14 protein-coding genes and 2 pseudogenes are annotated in these 16,575 nt (G+C 26.8%); 4 read left to right on the plus strand and 12 right to left on the minus strand.

The window, feature by feature from the left end; translation table 11 throughout:
• Positions 1-260: ATP-binding protein (locus BUA62_RS07330; RefSeq protein ID WP_159429508.1), on the plus strand; the 260-nt coding region annotated here is incomplete at its 5' end.
• A gap of 60 nt (positions 261-320) precedes the next feature.
• On the opposite strand, the pseudogene BUA62_RS07335 reads toward BUA62_RS07330, so the two are convergent.
• The 6 genes and pseudogenes from BUA62_RS07335 to BUA62_RS07360 all read right to left on the minus strand — a co-directional run.
• Positions 321-716 (minus strand): annotated as a pseudogene (locus BUA62_RS07335) (family 1 glycosylhydrolase); the annotation flags it as partial.
• 1 nt (position 717) lies between these two features.
• Positions 718-1,641 carry an ABC transporter ATP-binding protein gene (locus BUA62_RS07340; RefSeq protein ID WP_072865064.1) on the minus strand — a complete coding sequence of 308 codons (924 nt, stop codon included), beginning with the start codon at positions 1,639-1,641 and terminating at the stop codon, positions 718-720.
• Positions 1,634-2,596: pseudogene (locus BUA62_RS07345) on the minus strand (ABC transporter ATP-binding protein). The gene BUA62_RS07340 and the pseudogene BUA62_RS07345 overlap by 8 nt, the downstream one beginning before the upstream one ends.
• Before the next feature lie 14 nt (positions 2,597-2,610).
• On the minus strand, positions 2,611-3,468 hold the full coding sequence (locus BUA62_RS07350) for an ABC transporter permease (RefSeq protein ID WP_072865013.1): 858 nt from the start codon (positions 3,466-3,468) through the stop codon (positions 2,611-2,613).
• Between the two features lies 1 nt (position 3,469).
• On the minus strand, positions 3,470-4,459 hold the full coding sequence (locus tag BUA62_RS07355) for an ABC transporter permease (protein WP_072865015.1): 990 nt from the start codon (positions 4,457-4,459) through the stop codon (positions 3,470-3,472).
• A 58-nt stretch (positions 4,460-4,517) separates the two neighbouring features.
• On the minus strand, positions 4,518-6,203 hold the full coding sequence (locus BUA62_RS07360) for an ABC transporter substrate-binding protein (protein WP_143148343.1): 1,686 nt from the start codon (positions 6,201-6,203) through the stop codon (positions 4,518-4,520).
• A 296-nt stretch (positions 6,204-6,499) separates the two neighbouring features.
• On the opposite strand from BUA62_RS07360, the gene BUA62_RS07365 reads away from it, so the two are divergent.
• From BUA62_RS07365 to BUA62_RS07375, 3 genes are all read left to right on the plus strand, one after another.
• On the plus strand, positions 6,500-7,138 hold the full coding sequence (locus BUA62_RS07365) for a TetR/AcrR family transcriptional regulator (protein ID WP_072865017.1): 639 nt from the start codon (positions 6,500-6,502) through the stop codon (positions 7,136-7,138).
• Between the two features lie 65 nt (positions 7,139-7,203).
• Complete coding sequence (locus tag BUA62_RS07370) at positions 7,204-8,253, plus strand: NAD(P)H-dependent flavin oxidoreductase (protein ID WP_407656632.1); 1,050 nt, start codon at positions 7,204-7,206, stop codon at positions 8,251-8,253.
• Between the two features lie 14 nt (positions 8,254-8,267).
• Positions 8,268-8,507, plus strand: a complete 240-nt coding sequence (locus BUA62_RS07375; protein WP_072865021.1) for an acyl carrier protein — start codon at positions 8,268-8,270, stop codon at positions 8,505-8,507.
• 54 nt (positions 8,508-8,561) lie between these two features.
• Here the strand turns inward: BUA62_RS07375 and ligA are convergent, their stop codons facing one another.
• Genes ligA through BUA62_RS07405 form a run of 6 tightly spaced genes read right to left on the minus strand, consistent with a single transcriptional unit; the run spans position 8,562 to position 16,563 of the window.
• Complete coding sequence (ligA, locus tag BUA62_RS07380; RefSeq protein ID WP_072865023.1) at positions 8,562-10,559, minus strand: NAD-dependent DNA ligase LigA; 1,998 nt, start codon at positions 10,557-10,559, stop codon at positions 8,562-8,564.
• A 21-nt stretch (positions 10,560-10,580) separates the two neighbouring features.
• Positions 10,581-11,228, minus strand: coding sequence for an MgtC/SapB family protein (locus BUA62_RS07385; protein WP_072865025.1), 648 nt, complete (start codon positions 11,226-11,228; stop codon positions 10,581-10,583).
• Positions 11,225-11,584 (minus strand): holo-ACP synthase, encoded by a 360-nt coding sequence (gene acpS / locus BUA62_RS07390; protein WP_072865027.1) that lies wholly within the window; start codon positions 11,582-11,584, stop codon positions 11,225-11,227. Before acpS ends, BUA62_RS07385 begins: the two co-directional genes overlap by 4 nt.
• Positions 11,581-13,650, minus strand: a complete 2,070-nt coding sequence (locus tag BUA62_RS07395) for a cell division protein FtsA (RefSeq protein WP_072865029.1) — start codon at positions 13,648-13,650, stop codon at positions 11,581-11,583. The genes acpS and BUA62_RS07395 overlap by 4 nt, the downstream gene beginning before the upstream one ends.
• Before the next feature lie 33 nt (positions 13,651-13,683).
• A complete protein-coding gene (locus BUA62_RS07400; RefSeq protein WP_072865031.1) occupies positions 13,684-15,999 on the minus strand; it encodes an endonuclease MutS2 in 2,316 nt (771 codons plus the stop codon).
• A 3-nt stretch (positions 16,000-16,002) separates the two neighbouring features.
• Positions 16,003-16,563 (minus strand): hypothetical protein, encoded by a 561-nt coding sequence (locus BUA62_RS07405; protein WP_072865033.1) that lies wholly within the window; start codon positions 16,561-16,563, stop codon positions 16,003-16,005.
• Between the last annotated feature and the right edge of the window lie 12 nt (positions 16,564-16,575).

Genomic DNA, 16,575 nt, shown 5'->3' on the forward strand with positions numbered 1-16,575 from the left:
AAATAGGATATTTGCCAATTGATACAGATGCTTCAAACTTATTTTTTCAATTAATATCAAAAAGATACGAAAAACACAGTACAATAATTACAACAAATATGCCATTTTCAAGTTGGGGTGAAATATTTGGTTCTCCAGTTTTAGCTCAAGCTATATTAGACAGATTATTACATCATTCTCATGTTATTTCAATTAAAGGTGAATCTTACAGACTAAAAGAAAAAATGGATTTTTTTGCTAATTCTGTTTCTAATTCTTAATCCCTTTTTTGTACATTTTTATTTTCCCTTTTTTTAACATTTTTGTAGTTGTTTTTACAACCACCCATTTTTATCTTTGTAAAGATATAAAGGTAAATCCCAATGATATAACGTAATAAATGGTTCTATATTATTTTCTAGCAAATTATCTATAAGTTTACTGTAAAAATCTAACCCTTTTTGATTCGGTTTAACCCCATCTTTCATTACTCGTGGCCAAGATATAGAAAACCTATATGCATTTACTCCTAAATTTTTCATTATCTCAATATCTTCATTATATTTATGATAATGATCACATGCAATATCTCCAGTATCACCATTTAATACTTTTCCAGGTGTATGCGAGAATTCATCCCATATTGATAAACTTCTCTCGTCTTTTCCACCTTCAATCTGATATGCTGCTGTTGCTGTTCCAAAAACAAAATCTTTAGGAAAATCCATCCTTTTCATTCTATCCCCTCACTTTTACAATATGGTCTTTTTCTATTTCTTTGCATCCATTTATTAAATCTGAATATTTTAAATATTTATTTTCAAAATAAAATCTTTCTATTTCTTTAATAATAGCTTCAGGTATAAATTCCTCATTAAGATTCCATTTTTTATTTATTTCTGGGACAGAATTTAATAACATTTTAGTGTATGGATGTTGGGGGTTTTTATATACTTTTTCTGTATCACCATGTTCAACTATTTCACCTTTATACATAATTAATGTTCTATCACTTAAATAATATCCAAGAGAAAGATCGTGAGTAATAAAAACAATTGCCATTCCGGTTTCTTTTCTTATACTTTCTAATAAATTTAAAACATCTATTCTTGTTGAAGCATCTAACATACTAATTAGTTCATCTGCCACCAATATTTTAACGTCCATTAATAAAGCTCTTGCTATTAATAGCCTTTGTAGTTGTCCTCCACTTAATTGATGTGGATATTTTCCAAGTATATTTTTCGGATTCATGCCAACCTGAGTAATAGTCTTTTCTATTTTTTCCAATCTATTTTTTTCTGCGGGGAAAAAATTATCAAAAATCATTTTAAATACTCTGTCAACTTTAAATAAAGTATTAAAAGATGAGAAAGGATCTTGGAAAATAGCCTGAACATATCTATAATATGATTTAGTATTTTTTATTTCCCATATATTTTTATCATTAAATAATATGTGACCAGATGTTGGTTTTATTAATCTTAAAATCATCTTTCCAATAGTTGTTTTTCCACTTCCACTTTCTCCTATTAAAGATAAAATTTCACCTTTTTTTATATCAAAAGACACATTATTTACAGCTTTAAATTTGTTTTTTCCAAAAAAATCAGTTCCAAATTCTTTAGTTACATTATTTAATTTCATATAAATTTCACTCATAATCATCACTCACCTTCCAACAAGCAACTTGATGACCATCTTTAAAAGTTTTTATAGGTGGATTTTCCAAACATTTTTTATTAGCTAATGGTCATCTAAATCTAAATCTACAGCCTTCTTCAATATTCAAAAGGTTTGGAGGAGTTCCATCTATACTTTCTAATTTTTCTTTTTTTATTCTAATATTACTTTTGGGAATTGAATTAATTAAAGCTTTAGTATAAGGATGTTTGGGATGGTTCAGAATGTTTTCTGTTTTTCCTATTTCGGCTATTTTTCCAGCATACATTATCATTATTCTATCTGCTATTTGATATAGGACACCAATGTCATGTGTTATAAAAATCATAGATTTAACTATATTCATATTTCTAAATTTAATTAACATATCGCAGACAAATCTTTGAGAGCTTACATCTAAAGCTGAAGTTACTTCATCAGCTATTAAAAGATCTGGATCTAATAGTGTAGAAATAACCATAATAACTCTTTGTTTCATTCCTCCAGATAATTCAACAGAATATTTTTCTATAACATTTGGATTAAGATTGACCAATTCCAATCTTTTTTTTACCTTATTAAAAAAATTTTCATCTGGTGTTATACCATGTTCTTTTACCAAATCTGATATAAAAGTCTTAATTTTTTTTGTTGGACTAAAAGCATCCATAGCATATTGAGGTATGATTGATATTTTTTCATATCTAATTTTTTTCATTTCTTTTTTAGGTAAATTTATTATATTTTTATTATTTAAAAGTACTTTACCAGATATATAATTCATAGGAGGTTTTAATAAAATTAAACTATTTCCCAATGTACTTTTTCCACACCCTGATTCTCCGGCTATTCCTAATATTTCACCTTTGTTTATATCAAAAGATACATCATCAATAGCTTTTACATAACCTTTTAAAGTTTTATAATATATTTTTAGATTTTTAACATTTAATATCTTTTCCACTTAAATCACATCTCCCGTAATTTAGGATTGAATACTTCATCTAAACCAGTATTTATAAAATATAGTGAGGTTACTAATAATGTGATTATCAAACCTGGTATAATAGCCCACCACCACATACCTAATTGAATAGCATTCCAATCTCTAGCAATTTGCATGATTAGTCCCAATGAAATTCCTTTTGTTGGACCTAATCCTATAAAATCAAGAGTTACCGCAGATAAAACTGCTCCACCGAATTGAAGTATATATACCATAAATATATATGAAAACATATTGGATGCAATATCTTCTAAAATTATTTTTCTTGTCGGTAATGCAGATATTTTAGATAGATTAACAAACTCTTTATTTTTTATAGACATTGTTAACGATCTTATTGCACGTGCTGTCCAAGGCCAGTTAGTTAGACCAATAATAATGCTTTCAAAAACCATTCCTCTAAAAGATAAATATGCAGAAATTATTATTAGAATAGCTAAAGTAGGGATTACCAACATAATGTTTGTAATCATCATTAATCCTTCATCTATCCATTTGCCTTTATAACCAGATAAAAATCCTATAAATAAACCTATAATAGTTGCTATAGTTCCTCCAAAAAAACCTACAAAATATGAACTTCTTAAACCATATACAATTTGTGTATATAAGTCTTGTCCAAATATATTTGTTCCCAACCAATAATCTTTATTTGGTGGCATATATCCTGGACCAGCATAATCTAAAGGATTATATTTAGAAAAATATGGACCAATTATACCTAACATAAGTAAAATTGTAAAAACAAATATACCAAAAATTACTTTTTTATTTTTTAAAGCAAAATATAAATAATCATATTTTTTTAAATCGAATTTCATATTATGTTCCCTCCGTATATGAATACCTTATTCTTGGATCAACAAAGACATAAATTATATCCACAATAAAATTACCTATTAACACCATAATAACAATTACTAAAAAAATCCCTTGGATTAAGAAATAATCTTGATTTTGAATAGCCTGCAATAACAAAAATCCTAATCCAGGATATGAAAAAACACTTTGTGTGGTTAAAGAACCTAAAATTATAGTACCTAATTGCAAAGCTAATCCTGTTATTTGAGGCAATATAGCATTCCTAAAAGCATATTTTCGTATTAATTTATCTGAAGCGCCTAATGCTTCCATATATTTAGAATAATTTGATCCCATTTCATATATAATCATATTTCTCATTCCGATTGCCCAACCACCCATCATGACCAAAAATAAAGATATAAAAGGAAGAATTAAATGATATAGAAAATCTAAAATGAATTTAATAGTAAAAGAAGGCGTTAATGTATAACTATACGCACCTGATAAAGGAAATATTGGAATGACAAATCCTAAAAACCATGCCATTAACATAGCCATCCAAAAATATGGAGAAGAAGTTAAAAAGAAAAATATTGGTATAATTGAATTATCAGTCTTTTTATTTATTGCAGATAAAGCACCTAATTTATTCCCAACAATCCAGCTTGATATTATCGCTGGAACTAATAGTAGAATATCATAAATAATAGAACTCTTTATTATGTCAACAACTTTTTTTGGATACAGAAAAACACTAACCCCTAAATCTCCTTTAAATAAGGAGATCCAAAAATTTATATATTGTTTCCAGAGAGGTTGATCAAAACCAAAAGCTTTGGTAAAATAAGAATTTAATTTTTCTGTTGCTTCTGGAAGCCCGGAAAATCTGGATAGCGATAATGATATAGGATTACCTGGCATGAATCTTGGTATAGCCCAATCAATAGACACAGCAACAAAAAAAGTTATTAGATAAATAATAATTTTTTTCTTCAAATATTTTGCCATTTTAAACCTCCTGATTATCTATTATGCTCCAACTCTTAGAGTTGGAGCATATATATGTTTATTTTGCAGGTTTTATATTTAGTAACAACATATTACCTCCTACCTGCCATCTTCCACCCCACAATGATGGCCATGCATACGGATTATTTTCATCAGGATAATTTGTCCAATATTTTTCACTTGCTTGGAACCACATTCCGTTATACCAAAGAGGAATAACAGGCATCTCTTCTAAAAATATTTTTTCAATTTTTGATGCAATTTTTTTCGCTTTCTCTTCATCTTTAGTTTTATTAAATTCTTTAATTAAACTAAATAGTTCTTGATTTTTATACCTTCCCCAATTACCACCATATGCTTTTTCATTATCAATTTGTGTTGATTCAAATAACCAGTTAAAATATGTCCATGGTGTTGAAGAAACATTACTATTAAAATTATTTATTAACATATCAAAAGTAGCTGAATTCATATCTTCCATATATTTACCGAAGTCAGGAAATTTTGGTTCGACTTTAATACCAACTTTTTCAAAATCAGAAGAAATATTTTTAATTGATTCCATCCAATCAGTCCAACCAAATGGAACGATAATAGTTAAATCAATTTTTTTCCCATCTAGAGTTTCTCTGAAACCATCGTTATCTATATCTTTGTACCCAGCTTCATCTAATATTTTTTTTGCCATAGCAGGACTATAACTAAATCCATAGTTTTCTACAATATCTTTATCATAATATTTCATCCATGAATCAACAGGTAAAAAGCCTAAAGGATTTGCGGGCTCAACTTGAAATTCAAAAACTCTTCTAATTATTGGAGATACGTTTATAGCGTAAGATAAAGCTTTTCTAAATTTAGGATCATTCATATGCTCCTTCTTTGTATTTAAAAACAATAATGCTGTATTGTCTGATAACATATATGGAGCTTTTTCAAACCATGTTTTTATTTTGTAAATATTTTTTACAGAGGGTATTCCAGGTAAGAAGAAATTACTTACATCTAATTCACCTTTCATAAGCATTCCTAAAGCAACATTATTAGAGAATATTTTTAGTTCTATTAGATATTTTGGAGCTGGTAATCCAAAAATATTTTTTCCCCACCATTTATCATTTCTTTTGAAAATCATTCTATCATCAGTTTTATCATAAGCTAAATACATTCCAGAACCTATAGGATTTTCATTTGATAAAGATACTACGCTATCTATAGGGTACTTACTCCATATATGTTTTGGTATTATTGCTATCTGATATAATTGGAAATCCCATTCATGATATCTTGGATCGGAAAATTCGAACAACAATTCAGTATTACTTAATTTTTTAATACTTGACATCCAATTCCATATAGTTGAATAAGAAATACCTTTATTTTTCTTTGCAATTTCAAAAGTAAAAATAACATCATCAGCATTCATAGGATTTCCATCAGTCCACTTTAAATCATTTCTTAACTTTAGATAGTAATGATTATCATCTTTCCAATAACCTTTTTCAGCTAGCCATGGAATAAATTTATTGGTTAAAGGATCATATGTAAATAAAGTTTCATAAACACCTCCAATAGTTCCTGGAACAGCAGCCCATGGTGTCAACGGGTTCCAATTAGATGGTGCGCTCCATAATCCTCCTCCGAAAAAGAATGTTTCATCTCTCTTAAATGTTTCACCAAACATGGAAACAAATAACATACTGAATACTAAAATTACTAAAAAATACTTCAATCTGAATTTCATGTTCTTCCCTCCCATAAATTATATTCACATAAATATTATCATGTAAAATGTTTCATGAAAAATGAATATTATGTCTCATATATTGTTTCATCAATGATTATAATGAACTATAACAAAAATTCTTTTTTTTCTTAATAAATCTAAATATTGTTTTAATATAAATTAATTTCATTAAACTCAATTTATTATTGAATTTAGAGAGTGCGTATAAACTTAGAGTAAAATATTGACAAAAATGAAAAAAGATGCTATAATCATAAAAAAAGAAAAATGACCCACGGTCAGAAGGTGAATCTATGTCAAGGCAAAATTATGATGAAGAGAAAATTCTTGAAAAGAAAAAGAAAATAATGGATATTGCTAAAAATATATTTTTTGAAAAAGGGTATGAAAATACAACAATGAATGAAATTGCCAGAACAGCTAATATGGCAAAAGGGACTTTGTATTTATACTTTTCAAGTAAGAAGGATTTGTTTTTTTCATTGGTATATGAAGGTCTTGAGATATTAGAAAATTTAATTAAAAGCAAAATCAAGTCATCAAAAACAGGTTTGGAAAAGGTTTTAGATATGGGTAGAGTTTATATACAATTTTATAGAGAATATCCTGAATATTATAGTTTTATTATTAAATATGAATCTGAAAAAGCGGATTTAGATGCAAATGAACCTTTGGTTATTAATTCTTATGAAAAAAGTGAAGAAATATATGATATTTTAAGATTATTAATTTTAAAAGGAATCAATGACGGATCTATAAGAGAAGATATTGATGTAAATAAAATTGCTATGATATTATGGCTACAAACTATAGGTGTTGTTCAGCAATTTGAATTAAGAAAAAAGTTATATGAAAATTGGGATGAAGATTTTCCTGCATCAGCTATATTGGATTTTTATATAGATTTTATGGAAAAAAGTCTAAAAAAATAATATAATATTTTATTTTTGCTTTAAACTGACCAATGGTCATTTTATGATATAGTGAGGTGGTACAAATTATAAAGAAATTAAAAATTGGGAATTTAGAACCAAAATATCCAATTGTTCAAGGAGGAATGGCAGTTGGCATTTCATTGGATGGATTATCATCCGCTGTAGCAAATGCCGGAGGAATTGGGGTTATTGGAACAGCGGGAATAGGATTTTTTTCTAATATAAGAAATTATAAGGAAGCTAGTATAGAAAGTTTAAGAAAATACATTAGAAATGCTAGAGAAAAAACAAGTGGTATTATTGGAGTAAATATTATGGTAGCTCTTACAAATTATGCTGACATGGTAAAAACAGCTATTGATGAAGGGATAGACATTATTTTTTCTGGAGCTGGTTTACCATTAAATCTACCTTCTTTTATAACTGATAATAGTAAGACAAAGTTAGTTCCAATAATTTCCTCTCTTAAAGCAGCTCAAATAATTGTAAAAAGGTGGTTTTCAAAATATAAATATATTCCAGATGCTTTTGTTTTAGAAGGTCCATTGGCAGGCGGCCATCTTGGCTATAAAAATAATGAAATATTTTTAGAAAATAAAAAGTTGGAAAATAATATACCAATTGTGAAGGAATACTTATTAGAAGTAGAAAAAAAATATGGTAAAAGGATACCACTTATTGCAGGTGGAGGATTGTTTTCAAAAGAAGATGTGGAAAAAGTATTAAATCTTGGTGCCGATGGTGTTCAATTAGGAACAAGATTTATAGCTACTGAGGAATGCGATGCAGATATTAATTTTAAAGAAGTAATAATAAATGCGAAAGAAGAGAATATAACTATAATAAAAAGTCCTGTGGGATTACCAGGACGAGCTCTGAAAAATTCTTTTATTGAATCTGTAGAAAAAGGTGAAAAAAAACCGTATGAATGTAGATATCATTGTATTAAAACATGTGATTTTAAAAATGCACCTTATTGTATTGCAAAAGCATTATATAATGCAGCTATTGGAGATATAGAAAACGGTTTTGTATTTTGTGGTGCAGCTGTTTCAAAAGTAAATAAAATTCAAAAAGTTGAAGAAATTATAAATGAATTATTTGAAATTTAAGGAGGTCGAAAAATATGGATAAAAAAGAATTATTTGAAAAAGTTGTGGAAATTATGGCTGAAAGTTTGAGTGTAGAAAAAGAAAAAATAACCGAAGATGCTAATTTAACTGATGATTTAGAATTAGATTCTTTGGAATTGGTAGATTTAACGATGGATTTTGAAAATGAGCTCGGTGTTTCAATTGATGATTCAGAATTGGAAAAAATTAAAACAGTTGGAGATATAGTAGAAATTTTATCAAGCAAAGAGTAACCTTCACTTAAACCCTCTTTTTTTGGAAAAATGAGAGCGTATTTCGCTCTCATTTTAAATATTATATTTTTTGTAAAATTCTTTTTCTGTGAGAATCGGGATTCCAAATTTTTTAGCTTTCTCTAATTTACTTCCAGCATTTTTTCCAACAACAAGAAAATTGAGTTTTTTTGTTACAGAATCCTTAAATGTTCCTCCATTATTTTCAATGAATTCTTTAAATTGTCCCCTTGTCATTTTTTCAAGTTCTCCTGTAACACATATTAGCATATTTTTAAACATACCTTCTTTTTCATTTGAATGATAAGTTAAAACAACGCCGAGTTCTTTTAACTCATTTATGATTTTTTTAACCTTCTCATTTTTAAAAAAATCATATATTTGCTGAGCAATATCAGATCCAATACCATCAATTGAGATTAATTCGTCATATTCGGCATTTGTTAAATTATCTATAGTGTTAAATTTTTCTGCTAAATCTTTTGCTAATTTTTTACCAACATTAGGAATACCTAAAGCGTATAATACTTTATCTAACCCTCTTTTTTTAGAATCTTCAATTTGTTTTAGTATTTTGCTTATCATTTTTGGACCGATACCATGACCGAGAGATGCAAGTTTAAAATGATCAAGTTTATATAAATCAGACACCTTTTCTACTAATTTTGCTTCTACAATTCTATCGATTAGTTTTGGACCTAATCCTTGTATATTCATTGCATCTCTTGATACCCAAACTTCCAAATTTCTTTTTAATTTTGCTTTGCATAATGGATTTAAACATCTAATAGCAATTTCTGAAGGGTTTATTTTTCCAACTTGTCCTCCACAAACAGGGCATTTTGTAGGTTCTTCAATAGGACTTTCATTTCCTGTTCTTTTTTCCGTTAAAACTGTAACTATTTGAGGAATGATTCCACCAGCTTTTTCAATTTTTACATAATCATTTATTCTTATATCTCTTTCTTTTATATAATCAAAATTGTGTAAACTAGCTCTTTGAACAGTAGTTCCTTCTAAAAATACGGGTTCAAAAATTGCCACAGGAGTAATTATGCCAGTACTTCCAACTTGAAATATAATATCTTTGATTTTTGTAATTGCCTGTTCGGCAGGGAATTTAAATGCAATTGCCCATCTCGGACTACGTGCGGTATTTCCTAATTTTTTTTGATATTCAAAATTGTTAACCTTTATAACAGTTCCATCTACATCATACTCTAATTTGTTTTTATTTTCTGTCCAGTATTTCCAATATTCAATTACTTCATATATATTTTTAGATAGCTTAGTTTCTTTGTTTACTTTAAATCCCAATTTTTCTAAGTACGTTAAGGCATCTATCTGTGTTTTAATATTATGTTTTTCAGGTTCTAATATATAATAAATAAAAGAATCAAGATGTCGTTTAGAAACTTCAGATGTATCAAGAAGTTTAATAGTACCCGCAGTTGCATTTCGCGGATTCGCAAACACATTTAGCCCTTCATTTTCTCTTTCTTCATTTATTCTTAAAAACTCCTTTTTAGGCATAAAAACCTCTCCACGAACCTCAATGGTTACAGGTTCTTTTAATCTTAAAGGTATGCTTCTAATTGTTTTAATATTTTCTGTTACATCGTCTCCATTTACTCCATTTCCCCTTGTTATTCCTTGAACTAAGATTCCATTTTCATATCTTAGCGATATTGAAATTCCATCTATTTTTAATTCGCATGTATATTCAACATTTTTAAGATTAAGAAGTTTTTTTATTCTTTCATCGAATTCTATAATTTCTTTTTCGTTATATGTGTTATCCAAACTCAGCATAGGAACAGTATGTGGCACAGTGTTAAATTGTTTTAATATTTTACCTCCAACTCTAAAACTTGGAGAATCTGGTGTTTTTAATTCCGGATATTTTTTTTCCAATGTTATTAGCTTTTTAAATAATTTATCATAATCAACATCAGAAATTAAAGGATTATTTAATACATAGTAGTAATAATTATATTTTTCTATATTATTTTTTAGTTCTTCATACTCTTTTTTTATATCTTCTGATATCATAATAATTATTTCCACCTTTCATTAATTATCATCAATTATATTTATATTTTCAATATTCTCTATATACATCAATTCTTTTTGGATTTTAGATATTTCCATATAACCTGGTTTTTCCAGAACAAAATATAATATTCCATCATCTTTTTGTGAAAAGTCGATATTTTTTAATATTATATTATTATGTTTTGAGAATATATCCAATATTTTTTTAATATCTTTTTTATCTTTTAAAGTTATTTCAATAGTTCTTTCAATATTTAAATGTTTTGAAAATTTATTTATATATAAAATAATTAGCGTTATTATTAAAGCGCTAATCCCTACGAAATATGCGCCTGCACCAAATGTCATACCTATTGATGCAGATACCCATAATGTTGCAGCGGTGGTTAATCCTTTAACTTTATTACCATTCTTTAATATTGTACCTGCACCTAAAAATCCTATTCCTGAAACAATCTGAGCTGCAATTCTTCCTGGGTCTCCAACTTTTGTTACAGGGTCATAAAATGATGTTATCGATATAATTGTCAATATGCTCGCACCTAAAGACAACAGTGCATGAGTTCTGATTCCAGCTGGTCTATTTATTTTTTCTCTATTATATCCAATTAAGGCACCGGATATTGAAGATAATATTATTTTTATTATTATTTCATAATATGTCATCGTTCTCCCCCTTCGATTATTACCATTGAAACAGCATAATTTTTCTCATGAGAAATAGAAATATGAATGTTATAATTTCCAAATGTATTTTTTAAAAAATCTAAAGATTTTTCATCTAAATAAGGCTTGCCTTTTGCATCATTGAGAATACTTATTTTATTATAAGGAATAAAAGTTCCAAATGATTTTATCAAAGCCTCTTTAACGGCAAATCTTCCGGCTATAAATTCTTTTTTTCTATTTTCCCCTTTGAATTTATTTAATAATTTCATTTCTTTTTCACTTAAAATTTTCTTTTCAATACCACATGAAATTCTTTTTATTTCAACAATATCAATTCCAATCCCCTTAATCATTCAAATTCCATCCTTATAATATCGCCATTGTTTATTTTTTCATTAAAACTAAAAATCTCTTTATTATTTATGAAAATTTTATATTTAGTGAAATTTGATATGTCAAAATCTATATGTAAAAATAAGTCTAATAAACGAATATCTTTTTCTATTTTTTCGACTTTTAAATGCATGTCATTATATATTTTATTATTTATACTGATTTTGTTATTTTTATCCTTTACAATTATTTCTTCAATTGGAATTTCGATATTATTCCCATTTAAAGTTACAGTAATATATTTTTCTGGTTTAATATCAATAAATTCTCTGATACTTGGTAGATTGAGAATTTTTGTATTTAATTTATCTCCATCATATAATTCATCAAATTCATTTAATATTTCATCATTTCGTAAAAGAATTTTTCCCGCTGGAATTTCATAGAATTTATTATTTATTGAAAATTTTATTATATTAGATTCTAAAGAAATGTCTTTTACAATAGGATTTTTTAAAGTAATCTTATCTCCATCATGTAATTCAGTATCTAAAGACACTTTTTTGCCATTTTTAAATATTCTTGGAAATATTTTAATAAGATTTCCATCTATAAATATCTTATATGGTTTGATGATTTCTTTAAGAAAAACTTTTCTTATTTTTCCATCCTCTGGTTTTCCGATTTCTATAATATCTCCAGGTTTAATTGGAGATTTTAAATCTGCAGGTAATCCATTTACTTTTATTTGAGCTTCTTTTCCTTTTTCACCAGGAATAAATTTTAATTCTCCGTTTAGTTCATATGATAGAGCAGGAGCAGGTTTTCCAACTAAATCATTAATTGTAAAACCTGCTTGTAATAAAACTTGCATTACAGATATATTTCCACCAACAAGCATCATATTTATAGCTCTGTTATTTACCATGACTCTTGCAAAAACGTTGCCTTCATTTTTATGAGCAACATATGCAATTCCTATAGGTGTAATGAATTCACTACCTTCTATATTTGAATTGTTATTTTCAAATTTAACATAATTAATATTTTTAATATCTTTTAATGTAATTCTATTTCTTGAGAGATTTAACTTTAATGATAGTTTATCTATAAATTTTGGAACTTTACCGCCACCACCAACAACCATTACGGCTATAGGAGGTTTTCCATTAAGTTCAAGAATTTTTTCTGCAATTTTACTTGTGATTTCATCAATTACTGGTTCGATTATTTCAAGGATTTTATTTTTTGAGATTTCATGTTCAAAATCAAGAATATCTTTATATTTAAAAGTATCACTTTTATTGTTATTTAAACTTCTTTTTAATTGTTCAGCTGTTTTAAAATCAACTAATAATTCTTTTGAAATTGCTTCTGAAATTTCGTCACCAGCCATAGGAACCATTCCATATCCAATAATAGTTCCGTCTTTAGAGATTGCAATATCACTTGTTCCAGCACCAATATCAACCATTGCAATATTTAATGTTCTTAAATCTTCAGGAACAATTAAATTCATAGCAGCAATAGGTTCAAGAGTTATATGAATAGGTTCTAAATTATTTAATTCTAAGACTGCTAACATGGCATCAACAACATTTCTTGGTAGAAAAGCTGCTATCACTTTAACTTTTGCGATATTACCTTTTTGACCTTCCAATTTTTTTATCCATTCACCATCTAATTCGTAATATAAAACAGAATATCCAACACAATAGAAATTTTTTTCTATTTCCAAATTTTCGACAGCATTTTTAACAGCTTCTATTTCTAAATTTTTTACTTCATTATAATCGACATATTTAATTTCAGAAATGTTTTTTTCATATTCACCGGTTATGGTGACTAAAAACCTACCAGCTAAAGCAACAGCAACATTTTTTATATTATTATTTTTGTTTTTTAAATTTTTGATAACTTTTTCAACACCTTTGGCAACTTTTGTAACATCATGAATTTGACCGTCTAGCATAGCCCTATTTTCGTGTTCATTAATAGAAATGTCTTTTATCAAAATTTCATTGTCATCATTCATTTCAGATACAACACCAACAATAAATCGTGTACCAATGTCTAAAGCAAACATACACACACCTCCGATGAGGAACGGAAATTGTATCTATTTAACTTCAATAAAAGTTACACCTGTTCCCCCTTCTTTATCATTACCCAATCTAAAAGACTTTACTCTTTTATTATTTCTTAAGAAATTCCATATGCCTAAAGCTAATTTTCCTGTACCTTTTCCATGAATAATATAACCTCCATTTGAATTAGATGCAGATAAATCAGATATAAATTTTTCAACATCTGGCAAAGCTTCTTCAACAGTCATTCCTCTTATATCAATTTCATTTTTTACATTTTTTATTATAGGAATTTGATTAATTGAAGTAATGCTATTTTTTAATCGTTCTTTTTCAAATTTAATATCATTTATTGAGACGCTCAATTCAAAAGGTTTATTAATAAATTTTACTAATATCTTTTCTCCTTTTATGTTAACAATTTTGGCTTTTTCACCAGAAATATTTACAATATCCCCAATTTTTATATCTTTTTTCGGAGTGTTTTTAATATTAATTTTTAATTCATTTAATTCGGATTTTTTATTTTCAATTTTTTTGCTTAGATCTCTAATTTTATTTAAATCTTTCTCTTTTTTTAAAGTATTAATATACAGATCTATATCTTTCTTTAGTTTTCTCAAATAATCTTTATATTTTTTTATTTCATTATCAATCTTTTCAATTTCTTTTTTTCTCAATAATTCTAATTTTTTTTCTAAATCCTGTTTCAGGATAACAACTTCTTTATGTTTTGTTTTATGCGCCTCTTTTTCTTTTTCTAATTCTTCGTAAATTTGGGTTAGATTTTCCAATATTTTTTCATCAAAAACTTGTTCTTTACTCAAAAAATTACTTGCTTTAAGTAAAACATCTTCAGGAAGTCCTAATTTTTCTGCAATATCAATAGCATGGGAAGCTCCGGGAACACCAACTAATAATTTATAAGTGGGAGATAATGTTTCTTTATCAAATCCCATGGAAGCTGAGAGTAAATTTGTATTTTCTATTGAAAAAATTTTTACAGCAGATAAATGCGATGTAATAAAAAAAGTTGATTTTAATTCAATCAATTTTTCAATAATTGCAAGAGCCAACGCAGAGCCTTCTATTGGATCTGTTCCTGTACCTAATTCATCAATTAAAACTAAGGAATTTTCATTAGCGTTATCAAGAATGTATTTAACATTATTTAAATGTGCAGAAAATGTACTTAATGTCTGTTCAATACTTTGTTCATCGCCTATATCGGTAAAAACATTTTTAAAAAAAGGAATTTTTGCGCTATAGACTGGAATTGGAAGTAAAGCATGAGAGAGGACAATACTAAGACCTACAGATTTTAATACAACTGTTTTTCCGCCAGTATTAGGTCCTGTAATAATCATTCCTAATTTATTTTCTGGTAATTTTAAGTTAACAGGAATAACTTTTTCTTTTTCTATTAATGGATGTCTAATCCCATCTAAGTAAATAATATGGTTATTTTTATCTGGTAAAGAAAAAACATATCCCATTTTTTTAGAATATCTAAATTTTGCATTTAAACCATCAATATACTCTATGGTATTAATAGTTTTAGTTATATTATATAAGTTTTTTGTTGTTTCTAAAAAAATTTGACCCAATATTCTTGTAATTTCAGCTTTTTCTGAAGCTATTAAATCAGATAATTCAGAGTTTAATTTTCCAATTTCATATGGTTCTATATAAACAGAAACACCAGTATCAGAATAAGCAATTATATTCCCATCAATTTTATTTTTATGTTCCGAACGAATGACGATACAATATCTATTATTTTTTAATGTTGGTTGTTCTAATGATATGTATTTATGATATTTTGAAATTATTTTTTTTAAGGATGAATATAAATTCTTTTTAGTATTTTCAATTTTTTTTCTTAGTTTCCTTAAATTATCACTAGCAGTATCTTTTATATTGCCATCTTGGTCAATAGACTTTTCTATGAGTTTTACCAGATTTGAAGTATTAGGTATAGAGTAAATTATTTTTTCTAATTTATTATAACCATTCAAAAGTTTTTTGTTTTCTTCTAATATATTTATAGATTGAGATAAAAAATCTGATATTTTTTTATATTCTATAGAAGATAAGTAAATATTGTTTTTTAATTTATCAATTTCAGTATAAATAGAAGGTATACCTCTCAAATCAAATTCGCCATTTTTTGTTGTAAAATTTATAAATTCTTCTAAAATTTCATATTCAGTTTTTAATAAATCATAATCTTTTATATACTTGAAATTATTTACAATATAATTTTTTCCATATTCGGAAATAGCAAATTTTGAAATGTTTTCTAAGATTTTTTTTATTTCCAAATCTTTATATGTTTTTTGATTCATTAATTAAAAAAGCACCTCCACTCCTAAAGAAACGGGAATATAATTAATTGTTACCATTTGATTATCTGTAGTAAAGTATCTTGATTCATATCCTCCAAAAAAGAAAATATTAAAGGATGTAATTTTATATGACAAACCAATATTAATATTTATTAAGGAAGAAAGAGATTTAAATTGATCTTCAGTATGAATACCGCCTAATGCTAATACATTAAATTTTGTATTAAATAAAAACTCTGTGTTATAAATAGTCATAATTCCTAATTCATATCCAATATTTTCAATAATTGAATTTAACTCTTTTAATTGTGATTGAGTAATATTGTCATAAATTGTATATCCAAAATATGGACCAAATAGCATTTCAGGAGAATCTTCAGCTGGATACATAATTCCTATTTTTAAAGAATAATAATCAAATTTTTTAAAACTATCATCCCAATTTGCAATGTCTAAAGAGGTGGAAGATGATGTAATACCATATGTACCAATAGTCATTAAATTAAAAGAAAAACCAAAAGATAGAAGCAAAATTATAAATAAAAAAATTAATTTTTTCTTCATTTCCTTCTCCCC

The organism is Marinitoga hydrogenitolerans DSM 16785, assembly GCF_900129175.1.
Classification (GTDB): domain Bacteria; phylum Thermotogota; class Thermotogae; order Petrotogales; family Petrotogaceae; genus Marinitoga; species Marinitoga hydrogenitolerans.

Bases quoted from the DNA above. Each gene is read 5' to 3' on its own strand.
- BUA62_RS07340 (WP_072865064.1), bottom strand. From the start codon at position 1,641: ATGAGTGAAATTTATATGAAATTAAATAATGTAACTAAAGAATTTGGA.
- BUA62_RS07350 (WP_072865013.1), bottom strand. From the start codon at position 3,468: ATGAAATTCGATTTAAAAAAATATGATTATTTATATTTTGCTTTAAAA.
- BUA62_RS07355 (WP_072865015.1), bottom strand. From the start codon at position 4,459: ATGGCAAAATATTTGAAGAAAAAAATTATTATTTATCTAATAACTTTT.
- BUA62_RS07360 (WP_143148343.1), bottom strand. From the start codon at position 6,203: ATGAAATTCAGATTGAAGTATTTTTTAGTAATTTTAGTATTCAGTATG.
- BUA62_RS07365 (WP_072865017.1), top strand. From the start codon at position 6,500: ATGTCAAGGCAAAATTATGATGAAGAGAAAATTCTTGAAAAGAAAAAG.
- BUA62_RS07375 (WP_072865021.1), top strand. From the start codon at position 8,268: ATGGATAAAAAAGAATTATTTGAAAAAGTTGTGGAAATTATGGCTGAA.
- ligA (WP_072865023.1), bottom strand. From the start codon at position 10,559: ATGATATCAGAAGATATAAAAAAAGAGTATGAAGAACTAAAAAATAAT.
- BUA62_RS07385 (WP_072865025.1), bottom strand. From the start codon at position 11,228: ATGACATATTATGAAATAATAATAAAAATAATATTATCTTCAATATCC.
- acpS (WP_072865027.1), bottom strand. From the start codon at position 11,584: ATGATTAAGGGGATTGGAATTGATATTGTTGAAATAAAAAGAATTTCA.
- BUA62_RS07395 (WP_072865029.1), bottom strand. From the start codon at position 13,650: ATGTTTGCTTTAGACATTGGTACACGATTTATTGTTGGTGTTGTATCT.
- BUA62_RS07400 (WP_072865031.1), bottom strand. From the start codon at position 15,999: ATGAATCAAAAAACATATAAAGATTTGGAAATAAAAAAAATCTTAGAA.
- BUA62_RS07405 (WP_072865033.1), bottom strand. From the start codon at position 16,563: ATGAAGAAAAAATTAATTTTTTTATTTATAATTTTGCTTCTATCTTTT.